The following is an 18,521-nucleotide window of genomic DNA, read 5'->3' as shown; positions in this document are numbered from 1 at the left end:
TTTCATTTTGAATTGATTATATGACACACGAAATATTATTTGCCGGTTTTGGCGGTCAGGGTGTTCTCTCAATGGGACAAACACTTGCGTATGCTTCTTTGTTAGAAGAGAAAGAAGTTTCATGGATGCCATCGTACGGACCGGAAATGCGGGGCGGAACTGCTAATTGCATTGTCATCGTCTCGAACAAACCGATTAGTTCACCCATCATAGCAAAGTTCGATGCCGTAGTTGCACTCAATCAGCCATCGCTCGATAAATTTGAGAAAGCGGTGAAGCCGAATGGTGTGTTGATTTATGATAGCGGAAACATTCTCATCCCTCCATCAAGAACAGATATAACAGTTGTTCCCGTCGCCGCAGAGTTTGAAGCATTGAAACTCGGCAACGTTCGCGTGCGAAACATGGTGATGCTTGGTGCGTTCCTCAGCGTGTGCGAAGTTGTTTCCGTTCATTCTGTTATGAAGGCATTGGCTGATGTATTGCCGGAACGGTATCACCACATGTTACCAATGAATCAGGCAGCGCTCGAAAAAGGAGAAGAATTAATAATTGAAGCGGCGACACCGTTAGTGTAGGAGAAAAGAACATGAATCATCCAATACAATGCGCACATAACTGCAAAGAGTTTTGCACCGCAATCGAAGCGGCAACGCAACGGGAGAAAGATGCAATTCTTCAGTATGGTGCGCTTCGCGACCAATGTGATTATCCTGATGTGAAAGTTATTCTCAACGAACTTATCATTCAACGGCAACGCTCCATCAGTTTGCTTATGGAAACGAAAGCGCTCATCAAAACAAAATTTGAAGTGCTTGACCATGTCCGCGAAGGATTTGAAATGGTATAGAAAGAAAATCCAAAATTCTAATCTCTAAATTCTAAACAAATCATTACTTTGAAATACAAAATTCAAAACATTCCGTGCTTCTATTTAGAATTTATAATTTCGGATTTGTTTGGCATTTATAATTTCGAGATTAGAATTTAAATCAACGAAGTGTTCTTCAATCAAAATTAATGAATGGTGAATCATCATGAACCTCGAACTTTACTGGCAAGCAGTCCAACAAAAAATTTGTGCAAAGTGCATTGACGGCGACGGCACAGGAAATTGCCGACTCAATGACCGCGAAGAGTGTGCTTTGAAATCTCACTTTCCTCAAATTGTTCAAACCGTACTTTCAATCAAGAGCGACCATGTCGAACCGTATGTGTTTGCATTGCGTAACAATGTATGTGCGACGTGTATTCATCAGGCGCCGGATGGAAAATGTCAGGTTCGTTCCTCGGTTGATTGCGGACTTGACCGTTACTATCCGTTAGTTGTTGAAGCAATTGAAGATGTTCGTGCTTCAGTCGCGTAAGTATTGAGCAAGTAGTAATTTTTTCGTTAGGTGTTTCATTCCCAAGAATGAGAATCATTGATTCATTGATTCTCATTCATGAAATCTGATTGTGACACAAAACCTATCATATCATGATAAGCGGTATTATTGAGCAATCAAAAAAATAATGATGAGTTGGCATGTTGATTGTTAAATAGACATTTCACTCTGATACAACTAATTATTAAACATGTTCGGAAATTTAGGTACAACGGAAATTGTAATACTCGCGGTAGGGATTTTTCTACTTTTCGGAGCGAAAAGAATTCCTGCTCTTGCGAAAGGAATCGGTCAAGCGATGCGCGAGTTCAAACGTGAAATCCGGGATGACAGCAAATCAGCGAAGGGATTATAAAACCGGATGAACGATACTCAATCGGTTGTTGACCCGATTTCCGTGCTGATGCACGAACATCAACGAGCCGCGAAACAGTTATCACTGTTAGAGCAGGCAGTCAATTCCATTACCTCGGATGGCTTTACTCGTCAAGCGTTCGGAATCATTGCTGAAGCAATACGTTTTTTTGAAGGCGAATTCCGTCAGCATGATAAGAAAGAAGAACAGTTTCTTTTCCCGTTGCTTGAACGACATGAGCCGGGCATCACGAGTGAATACCGGAACGAACACCGCGAATTATGGAGCGCGTTCAACTACTTGCTCTCGTGCGTGAATGAGGTGGAAGACGGTCGTTTGCGCGGTTCCTCCCGTCAGGAGTTGGTGGAAACAGCGACACGAATTGTCAGGCTTCTCCGCGCCCATATCGTCAACGAAAATACCATCCTGTTTGTGAAGGCGAAAAAACTCTTTTCAGAAGTGGAATACAAAGAATTGAGGGACAGTATAGCAAGCGCATCAGTGTAACTTGCACTTGCCAAACGAAAAAACTTTGGCGATATTATACCCGACCTTTCATCTGTTATTAATCAAAGATTGTTTGTATGTCAAAACCTCCAAAACGATTTCAAAAATTTACAAAAGATTATCCGGAAATTGCCCAAGCGTATGAAGTACTTGGCAACGCTGTTCATCAGGTAGGACCGCTTGACGCAAAAACACGTGCGTTGGTGAAACTTGGAATTTCCGTCGGTGGAAAAATGGAAGGCGCAGTTCATTCGCATGTGCGTAAAGCGCTCTCTGCCGGTGTGAAGCCCGATGAATTGCGGCATGTTGCCTTGCTTGCTCTACCGACACTCGGACTTCCTTCGATGATGGCGGCGCTCAGTTGGATTGATGAAACACTCGAACAAGAGAGTGGTAAGAAAAAGAAATAACATTCTTGTTGTCGTGGTGGTTTGTCTGATGGTCTTTTTGGAAAGCGGTTGCCGCGAAGATGAGGTAACAATAACTCCACCTCCGACGAATCAAACAAATCTTAAACTTTCAGATTTCACGTCTGCACAACTGTGCGCAAGTTGTCATCCGAATCATTACAATGAATGGAACGGTTCGATGCATCACTACGCTACGAACGACCCGGTCTGGATGAACTCTATCAACAGTTTGCAAGCAAGCACAAACGGCAAGTTGAAAGATTGGTGCTGGCAGTGTCATTCACCGATTGGATTTCTGACCGGCAATGCTCCTTCGACGTTTCAGTTTTCCGATTTGCAACCGATAGTCCGAGAAGGCGTAACGTGCGATGTATGCCACTCAATGCTTCCTCCTCACACGACAACAAATCAAACAGTTGCTTACAACATCAAGCCGGGAAAAATAAAATACGGTCCGCTCAGTGATGCACAAGCGAACATGGCTCACGAAAGCAAGTATGAAGCATCGTTTACACGCTCTGAACAATGCCGCGCGTGTCATGATCTGATTTCAAACAACATTCCGGTTGAAATTACATTTACCGAATGGCAGAATAGTGCGTGGGGCGCAATGTCGGTCGAATGTCAGAATTGCCACATGCCGACATACACCGGACAAGCCGCCGTTGGCGGACCGGTGCGGGATAATGTTCATCGGCATGATTTTATCGGTGTAGATGTTGCGATGACTGATTTCCCAAACAAAACCGAACAACGAAAGGCTGTTGATTCTCTCTTGAAAAAATCCGCATCCTTATTTCTTGATGCACCGGTGAACGCTTCTGTGAATGATAGTGTTCAATTCACCGTGCGTGTGTATAATGATAGAACAGGACATAACTTGCCAAGTTCAGTGTTCTTCAACCGACAAATGTGGCTCGAAGTAACCGTCTCGAACGGAAGCGATACGATTTATCGTTCCGGCTACGTTGATGCGAACGGCGATTTGATGGACAAGAACAGTGCACTCCGTCCGAATGATGACAAAGACCTGACGCTTTTCGGCGGTGCATTGTACAAGAACGGACACGAGACAAATGTGTTCGAGATGGATTCGCTGGTGAATAATTCTATTCCTCCATTTCAATCGCGAACGGCGCGCTATCGCTTCAAACCGACGTATGCAGGAACATGGAATGTGAAAGCGAGATTGTTGTTCCGCCCGTTCGGTCCGTATTTGCTTCGTACGTTGAACGCAGAGCAATACATCGGTGAGTTGCCAACGTTTGTAATGAATGTTCAAACAACGAGTGTGGAGGTGCGATGAAGAATCTGCCGTTGGTTGATAACTACAAACGGGTGCATACGTACTTGCGCATCTCGGTGACGGAGCGATGCAATCTCCGTTGCCGTTACTGTATGCCGCCCGATGGAATTGAACTCATGCCTCGTGCAGAAATTCTTACATTCGATGAGATTGAAACGCTCGCGAAGCAATTCGTCGAACTTGGCATCAGGAAAATTCGTGTTACCGGCGGCGAGCCGCTTGTGCGGAAAAATGTTGATGAATTGTGCGCACGTCTTGCCGCTATTGAAAAGTTGGAAACACTTGCACTGACGACGAACGGAATCAAACTGGGAGAAAAAGCACAAGCGTTACGGGATGCCGGAGTCTCTCATTTGAATATCAGTCTTGATACCTTGAAGCCGGAGAAATTCCACCATATAACATTTCGCGATAATTTTCAACAAACAATACATGGCATTGAGAAAGCGCTTCAGGTCGGATTTCCTTCGGTGAAAATCAACACGGTCGTGATGAAGGAATTTAATGATGATGAGTTACTCGACTTTGTTGATTTTGCAAAAGCGTTATCGCTGAACATCCGTTTTATCGAATACATGCCGTTCCTCGAAAATGGTTGGAATGAAGTGAAGTTCATGTCGTACAGAGAGATGAAAGACATCATCGAATCAAAACACACGCTTGTTCCGTTCTCAACCAATGAAACAGTTCCCGGTCCGGCAAAAGATTTTCTTGTTGAAGGAAGTGAAGCAACCATCGGGTTTATCACGACGATGAGCGAACACTTCTGCGGCGATTGCAACCGACTGAGATTAACCGCCGATGGCAAACTCCGAAACTGTTTGTTCGGTCGTGATGATTTTGATTTGAAACGTCTGCTTCGTTCCGGTGCATCACCTGATATTATCGAAGATACAATCCGCTCCGCAGTTATCCTCAAATGGGAAAAACATCCCGACACCGAAGAACTTGTAGAAATGCAAAGCAACGCCATGGTTGCCATCGGTGGATAGATTTTTTGATGTATGACGGAGAACGAATTATCAAATAAAATAATTGGTTTAGCAATTGATGTCCATTCTGCTTTAGGTCCCGGGTTGTTAGAGAGTGCGTACAAGGAATGTTTATACTACAAAATAAATACGTCAGGTATTTCGGTCGAAAAAGAAAAACCAGTGCCTTTGTTCTATGAAACGGTAAAATTGGATTGTGGATACAGAATTGATTTGTTGGTCGAAAATAAATTGGTGCTTGAATTAAAAAGCGTTGAAGCCATCAACGATATTCATCTTGCACAAACTCTGACGTACTTAAAACTCGGAAATTATAAATTAGGATTACTAATAAATTTCAATGTTCTGAAATTAAAAGACGGCATCAAACGGGTTATTAATGGAACTTTGTGAACCTTTGTGAAAATACTTTGTGTGCTTTGTGTTTAAAGGGAGTTTTACCACAAAGATTCACAAAGGATAGCACAAAGAACACAAAGTAATTCACTGGGCGATGCTAATGATTTTGCATGAATCTACAAACAACAATAAAAGGAAAACAATGAAAAACTTAACAATCATCGGAATTATCATTCTTCTGTTCTTCACATTCACAGCAATGGCTGGCTCGGCAAAAAAATATGGCAAAGCATTGACGCTGAAAAATGTCACAAAGGTTTCGGCAATTCTTGAAAAACCGGAGAAGTACAACGGAAAGAAAGTGTTAGTCGAAGGGACAATTGTAGAAGTGTGTGCAAAGCGCGGTTGCTGGATTGAAATTGCGAGCGACAAAGAATTCGAGTCCATCAGGTTCAAAGTTGAAGATGGAGTGATGACGTTCCCGATTGATGCAAAAGGAAAGAAAGTCCGCGCTGAAGGAACATTCTCGATGGAAGTTGTCTCCAAAGAAGAGTTGATTGAGCAGGGGAAGAAGCACGCGAAAGAATCCGGAGAGAAGTTTGATACTTCGAGCATTACTGAAGGGAAAACCTACGTCCAAATTGATGGGCTTGGCGCAGAAGTAAAATAAGCATGAATCACATAATGTCGAGAGGTCGCCTATGAAGTGGCGCAAGTGGAATAACATTCTCCATCGCGACATAGGGTACCTTATTGTCGGATTGACGATTGTGTACGGCATTTCCGGAATCGCCGTCAATCATGTGCAGGATTGGAATCCGAATTACAACATCGAAAAAGAATTTCTCTCTATCGAACCGCTTGCCGCGACAGAACGCGAGCCGATGGTAGATGAAGCATTGAAGAAACTCAATCTTGCCGAACGACCGAAAGATTCGTTCAGACCGGATGAGGAAACGCTTCAATTATTTTATGAAAACAAAACGTACTCGGTTGATGTGCCGACCGGTAATGTTATGATTGAAACAACACAACAACGACGCGTCCTGTTCGAGATGAATCAACTCCATCTCAATGCGCCAAAGGAAGCGTGGACGTACATTGCAGATTTGTATGCGTTTTCGCTCGTTTTTGTCGCAGTAACAGGTTTATTCGTTTTGAAAGGAAAGAATGGAATTACCGGGCGTGGGGCGTGGTTGACGAGTATCGGTGTGTTGTTGCCGGTCGTATATTGGATATATTATTTATACTGGTCATAACATTGTCGCTGTTTGTTGAAGCAGGCGGAAAAAATATTAATTTTATAAACATTTATTGCCGTTGCATTCATGCATCGGTAAAGAAATCATAGGGGGCTGTCTCAAAAGGTAGATTTTATTGTAGGCGCAACCTTCATGGTTGCATTTCCAAATTAACAACGCAGACATAAAGTCTGCGGCTACATCATAATCAGACTTATGAGACAGCCCCTTTTAATCATCATAATATTTTGAAACAGATGTTTCTGTTTCAGAAAACAATAAACGAAAGAAATGAAAACAACATTCATCATTTACATTATCATATTTTGTTTCACAACTATCACTTATGCTCAATTCTTTCAAAACGTGAAAGTAGCAAAGGTGGGTGAGCAAGCGCCTGAGTTTTCTTTGACCGACTTTCAGGGAAAAGCGTTCAACTTCTCCAAAGCGAAGAATGATAAGGTGCGGATGTTCTGGTTCACGAATTTATGCAGCGGGTGTCTCTCCGTCATTTCCGATATGGAAAAAATCAAATCTATGTACGAAAAGAAAGGCGTCGAGATTGTTGCTGTCAGTCAGTTAGGCGAAGACAGAGCAACGATTGAACGCATCGTGAAAGAAAGAAAATTGACGCTTAGGTTTTTGTACGACCCGAAAGGCGATGCAACGGCAAAGTACAGTGGACGATACACGCCCGGAACCTGTCCGTTGAAAAGTCTCTACGTAGTTCAGAAGAACGGAACAATTCAGTTCGCAAATCATTTTCCCGGTGTTCCTGCTGCGGAGATTGTGAATCAATTAGATAAAGCGCTCGCGGCGAAATAATCTAACAAAAAACGATGAAGACAACGAAAACATTATTATGGGTGCGCATTCCTATTGTTTTCGCTGTCGCGTTCCTTTTCTTCGCGTTCATCAATTATAAAGAATACAAACCCTTCATTTTTCTCCCCGGCACGCAACCCGGACAGGCGGACACAGCCGCGCCGGTTTCGAGTTGTAAGCCGTGTCATCTTCAACAAGTCGAAGAATGGTCGGGAAGTATGATGGCGCACGCGCCGAAAGACCCGTTCTTCAACGCGATGCTTTCCATAACGTCAAAATATATGATGGGACGCGGACTTGATGTCGGTGAATATTGCTTGCGTTGTCATTCTCCTTCGGGATGGCTTGCCGGTCGTTCGCATCCGCAAACGGTGAAGGATATGTTCGGAAGCGACCTCGATGGAATTCACTGCGATTTCTGTCATCGCATGGTTGACCCGTTAAACAACGACGGCAGTGCCATAATCAATGATTCTGTTCCGGGATATGGAAACGGAATGTATGCAACGCAACGATTCAGCGCTCCGGTGCGAGGCGCTCGCGGAACTCCGCATCCGTGCGAACAATCATTTGTTGACCCGTTCTATAAAACAAGCGAGTACTGCGGTGTGTGTCATCAGGTCAGCAATCCGTATTTGACGGAAAATGCGCGCAATCTTTCACCGCATCTTCAGGTGACGATGGAACGAACCTATAGTGAATGGAAACTCAGTTGGTTTGCGACCCGCGGCGAAGCAGGTTCGTGTCAATCGTGTCACATGAAGAAGAAACCGGGAACGGGTTCATCGTTGCCCGGAACGAGACCACGACTTGACATTGCAAGTCACAGTTTCTCCGGCGGAAATACTTTTGCGCCACGTTCTGTTCACAAACAATGGAGCGGCGTGAGTTCGATTGCAATCGGAAAAGGTTTGGAAGAAGCAAAACAGATTCTCAGTGAAGCGGCGCTACTCGAAGTTGTTGCAGGAAGAGAAACCGATTCAGTTGTTGCTCATATTCGTGTAACCAATCTCACCGGACATAAATTGCCAACCGGTTTTCCTGAAGGAAGACTGTTGTGGTTGAATGTTGTTGGGAGAAATCAATCAGGTCAGGTTGTGTTTGAATCGGGAAGATACGATACGACGGAGCGAAAAGTCATCCTTGATGCACAACTGAAATTGTATCACACCGAGCCGGGAATTTCTCACACGCTCGCCGCACAGGTTGGAATGACTGCTGGACCATCATTCCTCGCGGCGATGAATGATTCTGTTTATCTTGATAATCGAATTCCTCCCCGCGGATTTTCGTACGCGGCATTTCTTGAACATCGAGCGGAACCGGTCGGCTATCATTACGAAGACGGACAATACTGGGATGAAACTCGCTACGCACTTCCGTTCAATACGGAAACGGTAGAAGTGAAATTGATGTATCAGGTTGCGAGCAAGGAGTTTATCGAATATGTTCGCGATGAAAATATCAACAACCCGTACGATTGGAATTCGTGGGGAGAAAAAACGTATGAAGATTGGCTTGAATTCGGTCAGCCGGTGGAAATGGGAGTGAAACAAATTCGCGTATCAGGGTACAGCCAGCAGTTGCCGCGCTTTGAAGACGTTGAACAACCGGTAGAAATCCGGCTTGCGCAAAATTTTCCCAACCCGTTCAATCCCGGAACGACAATCGAGTTTTGGATTTCTCAGCCGACATTCGTTTCTTTAGCAGTTTTCGATGTGAGCGGAAGAGAAGTAGAACGGCTTGTGAGCGAACCACTTGCGGCAGGATTGCACAGCGCGTATCTTAACGGCGCGGAACTTTCGAGCGGTTTATATTTCTACCGGCTTTCAACTTCAGCCAGCAGTATCATTAAAAAATTAATTCTCATTAAATAGGGATTATAGTTGTTCCATGAAAAAATTCGATACGAAATTATTTCATCATCATCTTCGCGGAATGTTCATTCCGTTGCTTGTTCTTTTTCTTGTTTTGATTTCATCACTTGAAGCACAAACTCCGTGGGTGAAGAAGGTCAGCGGCGGTGGCTTGGGAAATCCGTTCTGCGTCAATCCATGGAATGATAATATCATTTACTCGGCAGCCGGAGGACAAGGATTGCTCATTTCCAGAAATCGGGGAAACACGTGGAGTACACTCTCAACAGTGACAGGCGGCTCGCAAATCAAAGCAGTCGCAGTCAGTGCGAGAGATACGAATGTTATTCTGGTCGCGATGGAAAGCGGACCACCGGACAAGATTTTGAAATCTACGAACAACGGCGCAACTTGGACTGTAACGTTTCAACAGAATTTTTATTACTGGGGAGTTCCGCTTGCCTATCTTCCTCAACTCGATGATGATACTGTTTATACAATGGGGGGCAACACGGTTTACCGAAGCACAGATTTCGGCAGTACGTGGGATACTGTTCGAACGAATCCGTTTAACACCTCGAACCAGGGATGGGAATATTGTGTGATTCGCCCGGATAGTCCGAGTGTTCTGCTTGTCGCTGATAACGCATCGGGAATCTGGAAGTCGTATGATTATGGAGTGAACTGGAAAAAAGTACATACTGCAACGGGTGAAGTTCCTGCGCTTGCGTTATCTCCTGATGAACCGAGAACGATATATGGTCCCCGATGGAGCGGCGGCGGCGGTTTTGTGAAATCAACCGACGGAGGTGAAACATGGAACTTCAGCACACCGTTGAATGGCATCAACATGTGGGGTGTTGCTGTTTCCACGACCGACCCGAATTTTGTTATCACCGGAACGTACGGACCTTCATACACTTCGACCGGAGGAATTTATATTTCCCGTGATGCCGGAACCACATGGGAACGAACGTATCAGGGTTTGGTCGCCACAACAAACTACGCGTGTCTTGTGCTTGATACGATGAGTTTATTTATCGTTCAGGGAGATGGATTGTGGCGACACGACCGACCGCTCGGGCAACTTGCTGTAACATCGCCGAACGGAAAAGAAATCTGGCATGCGAACACTGTTCACAATATTACATGGACTGCGAATGGAGTGAACGATGTCAAACTTGAATACTCGCTCAATAACGGTTTCAACTGGATAACGATAATCAACAGCGTACCAGCGGCAACCGGCTCGTACACATGGACTGTTCCCGATACAGTTTCAGCAGAATGTCTTGTACGCGTGACCGATACGTTCAACACAACATTGAAGGATGCGAGTAACGCTACATTCATCATTGATAGAGTAGCATTGGAGTTGCTCAGCCCGGTTGGAGGAGAAGACTGGCTTGCAGGTTCGACTCACCCGATTCAATGGAGTTCGATAGGAATATTGCATGTCAAGATTCAGTTCACGACAGATAATGGCGCTAATTGGCTCGACCTCGTTTCGAGTATGCACGCTTCCGTCGGTTCGTATTCGTGGAAGATTCCACACACGCCTTCCTCATACTGCAAAGTAAAAGTAACCAACACATCCGAACTCGATATGGTCGGCATCAGCGATTCCGTGTTTACGATTTCCGATACGGCACAGTTTTCCGCAAGTATCGTAATTGAGGATGGCGGCGGAAATTCCGATACAGTAATGTTCGGGGAAAAAACATTGGCGACCGATGGACTCGATACATTGTTTGGTGAATCAGAACTCACCATTAAACCGCCTCCCGGTACGTTCGATGCTCGGTGGCAGGTTTCGGGAACGAACGGAACGAAACTTGACCTTCGCGATACATTAAGCGATGTACATCCGACTGTTATCTTTACTTTGGAACTTCAACCCGGGAGCGCAGGGTATCCGCTCACGCTTCGCTGGAATCCCGAATTGTTTCCGCTCGATTATTTCACCTTGCGCGACGCTCAGACGGAGGGAACGCTCCTCTCGCTTGATATGCTTGCAGAAACATCATGTGTGATTACGAACTCCTCCATTACATCCGTGCAGATTGTTCATTCATTGCTGATGGAACTCCCGGTTCATGCAAACGCCCGGTGGAATCTTGTTTCACTTCCGGTGAACACCAATGACCGTAGCAAAGAATCCGTGTTCCCGACCTCCATTTCTCAGGCATTTGAATACACGAATAAATACCACGCGGAAGATACGTTAGAATACGGGCGTGGTTACTGGTTAAAATTCAACGACGACCAAACCGTGCTTATCACCGGCACTAAACGGGCAAACGATTCGGTTGGTGTTGCTGAGGGCTGGAATATTGTTGGAAGCGTGAGCAAGCCGGTTCCGGTTCCTTCCATTACAAGCGACCAGCCGGGCGTCATTCAATCATCGTTCTTCGGTTACAACAACGGTTACTCCGAAGCCGACACAATCAAACCCGGCTACGGTTACTGGCTAAAAGCAGGACAGAACGGAAAACTGTACATGACATCGCCGGCAGTACAGCGAAGAAGAAAATAATTCTCACATCGAGTGAAAATACAAAGCCATGTGTCGGTTGACCATGGCTTTTCTTTTATCAACTTACCTGACTCTTACAGCAAATTTCTGATAACATTCATTCTTTGTTTTTTTTGGGGGGGGGACGTCGTATCGAATTCGAATGTTCAGGGCAGTACAAATTTTTTCCTGAAGTTTCGGACTGGGGACTTTCGTTCCCTGTTCAATAAGGGAAAAATACTTGGGTGTAATGTTCAGTTTCCCTGCAACTTCTTTTTGGTATAAACCCTGGCTCTTCCGTGCAACTTTAATAGCCGAACGAAACTCCACTATGCTTTTCTGTTTTGGCATAACTCCGCATCATTGGTGAAAATAATCTTAATGAAACATGGTATCTAATAGATGGAAACAAATATTTTGAAAAACTATTGACTGTAACAATTGACTTCGCTAAATTATAGCAAAAATTATGAAACGAATCAAATCTTTTCACGGTAAAGACATGTTCGATAAAAAATAAGAAGTGATGGACAACAAGCCAATTACAGTATTACTCGTTGAAGATGAACAAGCGTTACGGCAACTGACATCATGGTTTCTTCAGGAAGAGGGAGGAATCGAGGTTATCGGGGAAGCCGCAGACGGGGAAGAAGCGGTTACGTTAGCCGATAAACATACGCCGGATATCATTCTCATGGATGTTTCACTCGGTTCGATGAACGACCTGAAAGGAGTGGACGCAACTCGAAAAATTCTTGCTTTGCATCCGGAACAAAAAGTGATTGGGTATTCGATTCATGAACATCCTCATTATGTCCGTGAGATGGTGAAGGCGGGTGCTTGCGGTTACTTTAGTAAGTTGTCGGATGATATGAAACAGATAACCCATGTTATTAAAACAGTCTTTTCCAAACATCATTATTTCAGTAAGAGTGTCGCCTTAGCATTGAAGAACAAGGACGAAGAAAAAAGCCCGTATGAAATACTATCACCGGTTGAAAGTGAAATACTCCTGCACATTGTACAAGGGAAACCGTTAAAAGAAATTGCCGCCATGCGGAATGTTACCATAAGCACTGTGGATACGCAGAGGCGAAACATACTGAACAAGCTACACTGCCGGAGTGATGTGGAGTTGGTACTGCATTCTCTCAGGCACGGGTTGATAGAATTTTGACAATGCCTGTCAATCGAATCTATCTCTGTGCGATATTATACGCGAAAAAAACCTGCCTCTCGCGAATTTCGCGAAGGAATGCCTTGTTGTTCCTTCTTGAAAACAGTATATTTGCGGCAACTGTTGCCCTGAACAACAGGGAGAACTCAGTAACGCAAATCTATTTTTTAGAGTGTACAAAGAACAAACAAATGAATGAACGGATGTAACCAAGTGAATAAATAAACAAGTATCACATTTTTTTTGAGAAACGTAATGGCATATCTACGAAACAATACACACCGGTTGAACCTTGCTTATTGTGCTGGTTCACCAAAACAAGGGAACGAACTTCGGCGTTCATACTCCCCCAAGCGCACCACATCTGAATCACGGGAAGCAATAAATAAAACACTTCTCTTCACTGAATCCCGATTTATTGTAATTGTAAACTGAACTGTACTTTGAGATGAGTACAGTTGAGGCTCAGGCGAACAAGTATTTTTTCCTTTCGATGAAAGGGAAGAGGATGGCTTTGCCCGTCCGATACAGAACTGCGCGCTGTTCCGAAACTCAAGAATTTTCTTTTCATTTTCCAACCACCAACATTAACAAGATGGTTATGAAATACCTTACTCTATTTCTCTTCTCATCAATCTTTTTTTTCTCATTGATGATTTCACAAGAGAAGCACAACCTCACAGCATATAAATTGGAGGATGGAGTTATTTACAAGACAACAAATAAAACAACTTGGCAACTCCTCCCCGAAATTTCCGAGCCGATAACGTTTCTCGCATGGAACAAACAACAACCGGAACATCTGTTCGCAGTAACAGAAGATAATATCTTACTTCGTTTGAGAGAGAAGGAAAAACAATGGACAACTGCTTTCATTCCTGAACGAGATTTTCTCATACAAGAAATACAATTCTCTCATACGAATGTAAATGTCATTGGGCTTGTAACGAAACATACGGAGGATGCTGGACAAATGAGGAGTTTCCTTAGCTTGAATGACGGCATTTCATGGGTTCAAGGAAATCACCTATCATTTCACAATAACCCATTTCTAAGAGAGAGAAATACTGTATTGCTTTACTATGACGAAAATAAGAACACGAAAGGAGGAGAAGAGAGATGAAATACTTAAGACTATTCATAGTCCTTATTTTTTACTTCGAATATAGTACCGCTCAGAATACGACTGATGGAATCGTTTGGCAAGAACCTATTTTACTTTCGAATGGTATGCAAAATGCCTATAGCCCTAAAATAGCGCTTACAGGAGAAGATACACTTCACGTAACATGGGGACACGGATTTTTTAATATTCGATTACCATATTGTCGAAGTATAACAGGTGGAAAGGATTTTGAACCAATGAGAGACCTTATTACAGACACGCTTGACTTTCCTTTTCAAGCCCATCGCTCTCATATACTGACAAAAAACGATACAGTAATAATAATTTTTGCAGGTGCAACCGGAAGCTATGCACCTCTTCGTAAAACCATTAGTTACGACGGAGGAATCAGTTGGAGTTATCCGCGAAGAATTACAACAGATGTAACGGGCGAAGTAACAGATGCAAAAATCAATGGAAATACAATTGCGGTGCTGTATCCTCCCAAAGACCAGTACCGAAAATTCCTCTTTAGTACAAATTCCGGTTCTTCATGGACGAGAAGAAATGAAGACTTTGATGATTTTAATAGAATTGCTGTAACAGAGGGAATCATACACATGGTCGCTCATACATGGATTCCTCCGACAAACGAAACCGTATATAAACAATCCACCGACTATGGCATTAGCTGGAATCAGGAAACTGTAGTATCGGAAATAGATGATTGGTATTCCGACATGCCGACGATAGCAGCGAAAAAAACTGATTGCGGTACTCAAATGTTGACTGCTTGGCGGGACACCAAGTATGGCTGGTTTGGAGCGATTGGAGCAAGTATTATTGCCCGTAGTGGAATATCAAATGGAAGGATATGGTTACCGGAAAAACTTCTCACTCCGGAACCAAGATATTTTTCTCCTGTCGCATCAATGTCAACGAACGCAAGCGCTGTTGTAATGATATCGGAAGTCTCACCCCTTGATACATTTCATGCCGCTATTACGGCAACAAATTCTTCACTAACAAATTTTACACCGGTAAAAGATTTAACTCCAAATGTCCGTACTGTTTGGGTCGCGGATGTTGCGGTAACAGCCAAATCAATTCATGTTGTCTATGAACAGAAAACGGGTGAATTTTTCTCTATTTATTATCGCCGTGGAGATTTTCTCCAAAAGGATGTTCAGTTCAATCTCAGTACAGGAACGGTTATGTTCGACACAACAGAAACGACCACAAGTTCTTTTGATACAATCATGGTGAGCAATTCAGGGAGTGATACGCTCATCGTCGGAACAACGATTTCCGATGATAGTAACTTCAGCATAACGCCGTATGATACGACCGTTTCCCCCGGAAGCTCGACACAATTTGTTCTTTCGTTCACACCGGTAAGTGACAGTCTCAAATCTGGAAAAATCATTTTTTATCATAACGGTGAATCATCTCCGGAGTGTATTACTGTTTCCGGTGTAGGAAAATATCGTCAGGAACAACAACAATATCAATCGGGATGGAATCTTGTCTCATTACCTGTTCGACCGGGAATCAATCATCGCTTGCCTTCACTCTATTCGTTTGAACGCGGGTATGAAGCCGAAACGACGATGACGTTCGGGAAAGGGTATTGGGCAAAACCGGATTCCGTCGTATCATTTACCGGAAGCTATGCAACGGATGAGACGGTGGCAGTCAAAGAGGGTTGGAACATTCTCGGCTCGTTAAGTGCGCCTGTTCAGACGAACACCCTGACCTCTTCACCATTGAATATTCTGGCATCACCCTTTTATGGATATGGTGAAGAAGGGTACTTTGAGGCTGATGCTATTCTCCCTGGGAAAGGGTATTGGGTGAAAGTAAATCAAGACGGGAAAATAATATTACAAGTTCAGGATACGAGTAGAGAGAGTGCAATCGGAATCATTAAATCAAAAATTGAAAGAAAAGAGGATAAGCAACTAGCACCGACCAAAGCAGAAATAGAACGGTACCGAACTGCGGAGATGATGTGGTATGAAGGTCTTTTGTCTGAGCATGAATCAGTATTGATGTCGGATAAAATGAAGCAAGACAAGACGAACTACAAGGTAATAAACAAAAAATTATATCAGACAAAAAACAAAGGAACATCATGGATTCCTGTTAATGAATTTCCTGAAGATGTGTCATTTGTTGCTGTCAATAATAGTAGTCCCCAAACCATACTTGTAGCTGTTGAACATAGCATTTACAGAAAGTCCGGTAGCTTATGGCAACCTGTACTGTATCGGTCAAGGAACTTTACACCAAAGGAGATTACGTTCTCGACGCGTAACAACGATATCGTTTGGATGAAAGCGTCCGTAACAGAGTCCGGAATCACGCTTACTGAAGTCTGGTATAGTTTTAATACAGGCATGACATGGGAACTTGCTCACACAAGTCGTACGCCGAGTGAGGCAATTCATCTACAACCCGATGTTTACCCACCGTATTGGGATGAATGTGATACAACTTATTTATGGAGTGAATTATGAAACATTATCTTACTTGTCTTCTCTTGATATATTTTTTCTTCACGTTCAATATGAACGGGCAAGATACTACCGACGGCATTGTTTGGTATCCGCCTATCCAACTATCAGATAGTGGATTTAATGCCTTTATACCAACAATTGCCTTATCAGGAAATGATACTGTACATGTTACATATTATGGAGGAGGGAAACGATTAGCGTATGCAAGAAGTGTTACAGGCGGAATAGATTTTGAGCCGGTGAGAGAATTGTTAACGGATTCGTTGGTAACAAGTTCCATTGCAATGAATATGAAAATAGTTGCCGACGGAAATGATGTTTTTCTTTTTTTTGTGAACCCTGACCCACCTTACCCTTATCACTCAAAAGTACGTTTATCACACAGCAGTGATAGAGGCGAAACGTTTGAACGTATCCGGCAAATAAGTCAGGATAGAGCTGGGGAGATAACATGGGCGACAATTTGGAAAAATGATATTGCCATTATTCATGATATCACAGGACCGAGAAAAATTACTCGTTCTTCGGACAGAGGAAGAACCTGGACACGCACGAATGAAGATTTAGGCGACTTTACCCGTATTGCGTTAACTCAAGGCACACTACATCAGGTTGACCATAAATGGATTGACCCGACAAATGAAATTAGCTATTTACAATCTACAAATTTAGGCACAACATGGGGCAAAGATACGATTCTTTCAAAAATTGATGAGTGGTATTCGGATATACCGTCAATTGCAGGTTACACAAATGATTGTAGTACTGAACTACTGATTGCATGGCGGGACACAAAATACGGTTGGAAGGGTGCCTTAGGAGCAAGTATCATTAGTAGAGGAGGGCTTGCAAATGGAAAGCGGTGGTTACCGGAAGTTCTGCTAACACAGGAACCGCGCGGGTTCGATCCCAGGGTAGCCATAAACAAGAATCTCCGGGCTGTTCAAATGAAATATGAGGTTGCGGCATTAGATACCTTTCACAGTGTCGTAACGGCAAGTAATAATTCACTTTCACGCTACGTGCCGGTGAAAGACCTAACTCCTCAGGCTAAATTTACGAGTAGAGGTGATGTCAAAGTTTCAAGCCATGCAGTGCATGTTGTCTATTCCAAAGAAGTTGGCTCGACATTTCGTGTATTTTATCAACGAGGTGAGTTTTTACAAAATGAAGCAACAATTTCTTTTTCACAATCATTGATGAAGTTTGACACGACAGAAGTCAGCACAACAGTGACACAGTCAGTAACAGTGCGAAATGCAGGCCAAGACATCCTACAAATTGGAACAGCAACTACCGACAACGAAAGTTTTCAAGTTACACCTTCAAGCGCAGCGATACTCCCTGAAGATAGCGTAGAGTTTAGTATATCATTTACACCGGAAAAAGAAGAACAGTACACGGGACGAATTATTTTTTATTACAACAGTCCTAATTCACCCAGTTGTTTTCCGGTAACAGGATATGGAAAATGGAGACAAGACCAAACACAATATTCTCGAGGATGGAATCTGGTATCTATTCCCGTCCGACCGGGTCCGGTACAAAAAGTTCCTTCCATGTTTTTGTATGATGGCGGGTATTACGATAGCGATACGCTTGTGTTCGGAAAAGGGTATTGGGGGAAACCGCCGGACACAATGACATTTCAGGGGAGTGAAGTATTGGAAGATAGTTTTATTGTAAAGAAAGGGTGGAATATTATCGGTTCGTTGAGCGCGCCTATTCAATCTGCAACACTTCTCACATCGCCAATGAATATCGTTGTCTCTCCGTTTTACGGATATAACGAAGAAGGATATTATCCCGCCGATGCAATACTTCCTGGGAAAGGGTATTGGGTGAAAGTAAACAGTAATGGGAAATTGATTTTACAAGCTCAAAGTATGAGTAAAGTCATGAATTCTAAATAATGAAACCAAATCCAATGAAAGGAGACACCGGCAAGTGAATGAAATGTAATAAAAAATAGAGAGACGGTGTGAT

General features: G+C 43.4%; 19 protein-coding genes. 18 read left to right on the top strand and 1 reads right to left on the bottom strand.

The genetic code is table 11. The features are described from left to right. Nucleotides 1-20 precede the first annotated feature (20 nt). From HY960_13460 to HY960_13395, 14 genes are all read left to right on the top strand, one after another. Nucleotides 21-578 carry a 2-oxoacid:acceptor oxidoreductase family protein gene (locus HY960_13460; GenBank protein ID MBI5216754.1) on the top strand — a complete coding sequence of 186 codons (558 nt, stop codon included), beginning with the start codon at nucleotides 21-23 and terminating at the stop codon, nucleotides 576-578. Between the two features lie 11 nt (nucleotides 579-589). Beyond that, on the top strand, nucleotides 590-850 hold the full coding sequence (locus tag HY960_13455) for a hypothetical protein (GenBank protein ID MBI5216753.1): 261 nt from the start codon (nucleotides 590-592) through the stop codon (nucleotides 848-850). A gap of 187 nt (nucleotides 851-1,037) precedes the next feature. Then, the gene (locus HY960_13450; GenBank protein ID MBI5216752.1) at nucleotides 1,038-1,367 is read left to right on the top strand and encodes a hypothetical protein; all 330 of its coding nucleotides are present in this window, start codon (nucleotides 1,038-1,040) and stop codon (nucleotides 1,365-1,367) included. 211 nt (nucleotides 1,368-1,578) lie between these two features. Continuing rightward, the gene (gene tatA, locus HY960_13445) at nucleotides 1,579-1,743 is read left to right on the top strand and encodes a twin-arginine translocase TatA/TatE family subunit (protein ID MBI5216751.1); all 165 of its coding nucleotides are present in this window, start codon (nucleotides 1,579-1,581) and stop codon (nucleotides 1,741-1,743) included. Nucleotides 1,744-1,749: 6 nt separating this feature from the next. Further along, nucleotides 1,750-2,250: a hemerythrin domain-containing protein gene (locus tag HY960_13440; protein ID MBI5216750.1), complete on the top strand. Its 501-nt coding sequence runs from the start codon at nucleotides 1,750-1,752 to the stop codon at nucleotides 2,248-2,250. A 77-nt stretch (nucleotides 2,251-2,327) separates the two neighbouring features. Continuing rightward, nucleotides 2,328-2,660, top strand: a complete 333-nt coding sequence (locus tag HY960_13435; protein ID MBI5216749.1) for a carboxymuconolactone decarboxylase family protein — start codon at nucleotides 2,328-2,330, stop codon at nucleotides 2,658-2,660. Next, on the top strand, nucleotides 2,641-3,966 hold the full coding sequence (locus HY960_13430) for a hypothetical protein (protein MBI5216748.1): 1,326 nt from the start codon (nucleotides 2,641-2,643) through the stop codon (nucleotides 3,964-3,966). The genes HY960_13435 and HY960_13430 overlap by 20 nt, the downstream gene beginning before the upstream one ends. Further along, a complete protein-coding gene (gene moaA / locus HY960_13425; protein ID MBI5216747.1) occupies nucleotides 3,963-4,958 on the top strand; it encodes a GTP 3',8-cyclase MoaA in 996 nt (331 codons plus the stop codon). Before HY960_13430 ends, moaA begins: the two co-directional genes overlap by 4 nt. A gap of 12 nt (nucleotides 4,959-4,970) precedes the next feature. Then, nucleotides 4,971-5,351: a GxxExxY protein gene (locus HY960_13420; protein MBI5216746.1), complete on the top strand. Its 381-nt coding sequence runs from the start codon at nucleotides 4,971-4,973 to the stop codon at nucleotides 5,349-5,351. Nucleotides 5,352-5,499: 148 nt separating this feature from the next. After that, the gene (locus HY960_13415) at nucleotides 5,500-5,967 is read left to right on the top strand and encodes a DUF4920 domain-containing protein (protein MBI5216745.1); all 468 of its coding nucleotides are present in this window, start codon (nucleotides 5,500-5,502) and stop codon (nucleotides 5,965-5,967) included. Between the two features lie 31 nt (nucleotides 5,968-5,998). After that, on the top strand, nucleotides 5,999-6,556 hold the full coding sequence (locus HY960_13410; protein ID MBI5216744.1) for a PepSY-associated TM helix domain-containing protein: 558 nt from the start codon (nucleotides 5,999-6,001) through the stop codon (nucleotides 6,554-6,556). 273 nt (nucleotides 6,557-6,829) lie between these two features. Beyond that, nucleotides 6,830-7,363, top strand: a complete 534-nt coding sequence (locus HY960_13405; GenBank protein ID MBI5216743.1) for a TlpA family protein disulfide reductase — start codon at nucleotides 6,830-6,832, stop codon at nucleotides 7,361-7,363. Between the two features lie 14 nt (nucleotides 7,364-7,377). Beyond that, nucleotides 7,378-9,240: a T9SS type A sorting domain-containing protein gene (locus HY960_13400; protein MBI5216742.1), complete on the top strand. Its 1,863-nt coding sequence runs from the start codon at nucleotides 7,378-7,380 to the stop codon at nucleotides 9,238-9,240. A gap of 16 nt (nucleotides 9,241-9,256) precedes the next feature. Continuing rightward, nucleotides 9,257-11,755 carry an exo-alpha-sialidase gene (locus tag HY960_13395; protein ID MBI5216741.1) on the top strand — a complete coding sequence of 833 codons (2,499 nt, stop codon included), beginning with the start codon at nucleotides 9,257-9,259 and terminating at the stop codon, nucleotides 11,753-11,755. A 63-nt stretch (nucleotides 11,756-11,818) separates the two neighbouring features. Here HY960_13395 and HY960_13390 read toward each other — a convergent pair whose 3' ends face one another. Beyond that, nucleotides 11,819-12,085, bottom strand: a complete 267-nt coding sequence (locus HY960_13390) for a helix-turn-helix transcriptional regulator (GenBank protein MBI5216740.1) — start codon at nucleotides 12,083-12,085, stop codon at nucleotides 11,819-11,821. A gap of 175 nt (nucleotides 12,086-12,260) precedes the next feature. Between HY960_13390 and HY960_13385 the strand changes: the two genes are divergently transcribed. From HY960_13385 to HY960_13370, 4 genes are all read left to right on the top strand, one after another. Beyond that, a complete protein-coding gene (locus tag HY960_13385) occupies nucleotides 12,261-12,911 on the top strand; it encodes a response regulator transcription factor (protein ID MBI5216739.1) in 651 nt (216 codons plus the stop codon). A gap of 601 nt (nucleotides 12,912-13,512) precedes the next feature. Next, nucleotides 13,513-14,034 (top strand): hypothetical protein, encoded by a 522-nt coding sequence (locus tag HY960_13380; protein ID MBI5216738.1) that lies wholly within the window; start codon nucleotides 13,513-13,515, stop codon nucleotides 14,032-14,034. Then, nucleotides 14,031-16,535 (top strand): hypothetical protein, encoded by a 2,505-nt coding sequence (locus tag HY960_13375; protein MBI5216737.1) that lies wholly within the window; start codon nucleotides 14,031-14,033, stop codon nucleotides 16,533-16,535. Before HY960_13380 ends, HY960_13375 begins: the two co-directional genes overlap by 4 nt. Beyond that, the gene (locus HY960_13370; GenBank protein MBI5216736.1) at nucleotides 16,532-18,448 is read left to right on the top strand and encodes a DUF1573 domain-containing protein; all 1,917 of its coding nucleotides are present in this window, start codon (nucleotides 16,532-16,534) and stop codon (nucleotides 18,446-18,448) included. Before HY960_13375 ends, HY960_13370 begins: the two co-directional genes overlap by 4 nt. Nucleotides 18,449-18,521 lie beyond the last annotated feature (73 nt).

This window comes from Ignavibacteriota bacterium, assembly GCA_016212665.1.
Lineage (GTDB): Bacteria > Bacteroidota > Ignavibacteria > UBA10030 > SZUA-254 > FW602-bin19.
Note: the sequence above shows the minus strand (reverse complement) of the source record. Positions and strands in the feature narration are given on the sequence as shown.

What these genes read in the sequence shown, in the direction of transcription:
- HY960_13460 (MBI5216754.1), top strand. Translation starts at nt 21, where the DNA reads ATGACACACGAAATATTATTTGCCGGTTTTGGCGGTCAGGGTGTTCTC.
- HY960_13455 (MBI5216753.1), top strand. Translation starts at nt 590, where the DNA reads ATGAATCATCCAATACAATGCGCACATAACTGCAAAGAGTTTTGCACC.
- HY960_13450 (MBI5216752.1), top strand. Translation starts at nt 1,038, where the DNA reads ATGAACCTCGAACTTTACTGGCAAGCAGTCCAACAAAAAATTTGTGCA.
- tatA (MBI5216751.1), top strand. Translation starts at nt 1,579, where the DNA reads ATGTTCGGAAATTTAGGTACAACGGAAATTGTAATACTCGCGGTAGGG.
- HY960_13440 (MBI5216750.1), top strand. Translation starts at nt 1,750, where the DNA reads ATGAACGATACTCAATCGGTTGTTGACCCGATTTCCGTGCTGATGCAC.
- HY960_13435 (MBI5216749.1), top strand. Translation starts at nt 2,328, where the DNA reads ATGTCAAAACCTCCAAAACGATTTCAAAAATTTACAAAAGATTATCCG.
- moaA (MBI5216747.1), top strand. Translation starts at nt 3,963, where the DNA reads ATGAAGAATCTGCCGTTGGTTGATAACTACAAACGGGTGCATACGTAC.
- HY960_13420 (MBI5216746.1), top strand. Translation starts at nt 4,971, where the DNA reads ATGACGGAGAACGAATTATCAAATAAAATAATTGGTTTAGCAATTGAT.
- HY960_13415 (MBI5216745.1), top strand. Translation starts at nt 5,500, where the DNA reads ATGAAAAACTTAACAATCATCGGAATTATCATTCTTCTGTTCTTCACA.
- HY960_13410 (MBI5216744.1), top strand. Translation starts at nt 5,999, where the DNA reads ATGAAGTGGCGCAAGTGGAATAACATTCTCCATCGCGACATAGGGTAC.
- HY960_13405 (MBI5216743.1), top strand. Translation starts at nt 6,830, where the DNA reads ATGAAAACAACATTCATCATTTACATTATCATATTTTGTTTCACAACT.
- HY960_13400 (MBI5216742.1), top strand. Translation starts at nt 7,378, where the DNA reads ATGAAGACAACGAAAACATTATTATGGGTGCGCATTCCTATTGTTTTC.
- HY960_13395 (MBI5216741.1), top strand. Translation starts at nt 9,257, where the DNA reads ATGAAAAAATTCGATACGAAATTATTTCATCATCATCTTCGCGGAATG.
- HY960_13390 (MBI5216740.1), bottom strand. Translation starts at nt 12,085, where the DNA reads ATGCCAAAACAGAAAAGCATAGTGGAGTTTCGTTCGGCTATTAAAGTT.
- HY960_13385 (MBI5216739.1), top strand. Translation starts at nt 12,261, where the DNA reads ATGGACAACAAGCCAATTACAGTATTACTCGTTGAAGATGAACAAGCG.
- HY960_13380 (MBI5216738.1), top strand. Translation starts at nt 13,513, where the DNA reads ATGAAATACCTTACTCTATTTCTCTTCTCATCAATCTTTTTTTTCTCA.
- HY960_13375 (MBI5216737.1), top strand. Translation starts at nt 14,031, where the DNA reads ATGAAATACTTAAGACTATTCATAGTCCTTATTTTTTACTTCGAATAT.
- HY960_13370 (MBI5216736.1), top strand. Translation starts at nt 16,532, where the DNA reads ATGAAACATTATCTTACTTGTCTTCTCTTGATATATTTTTTCTTCACG.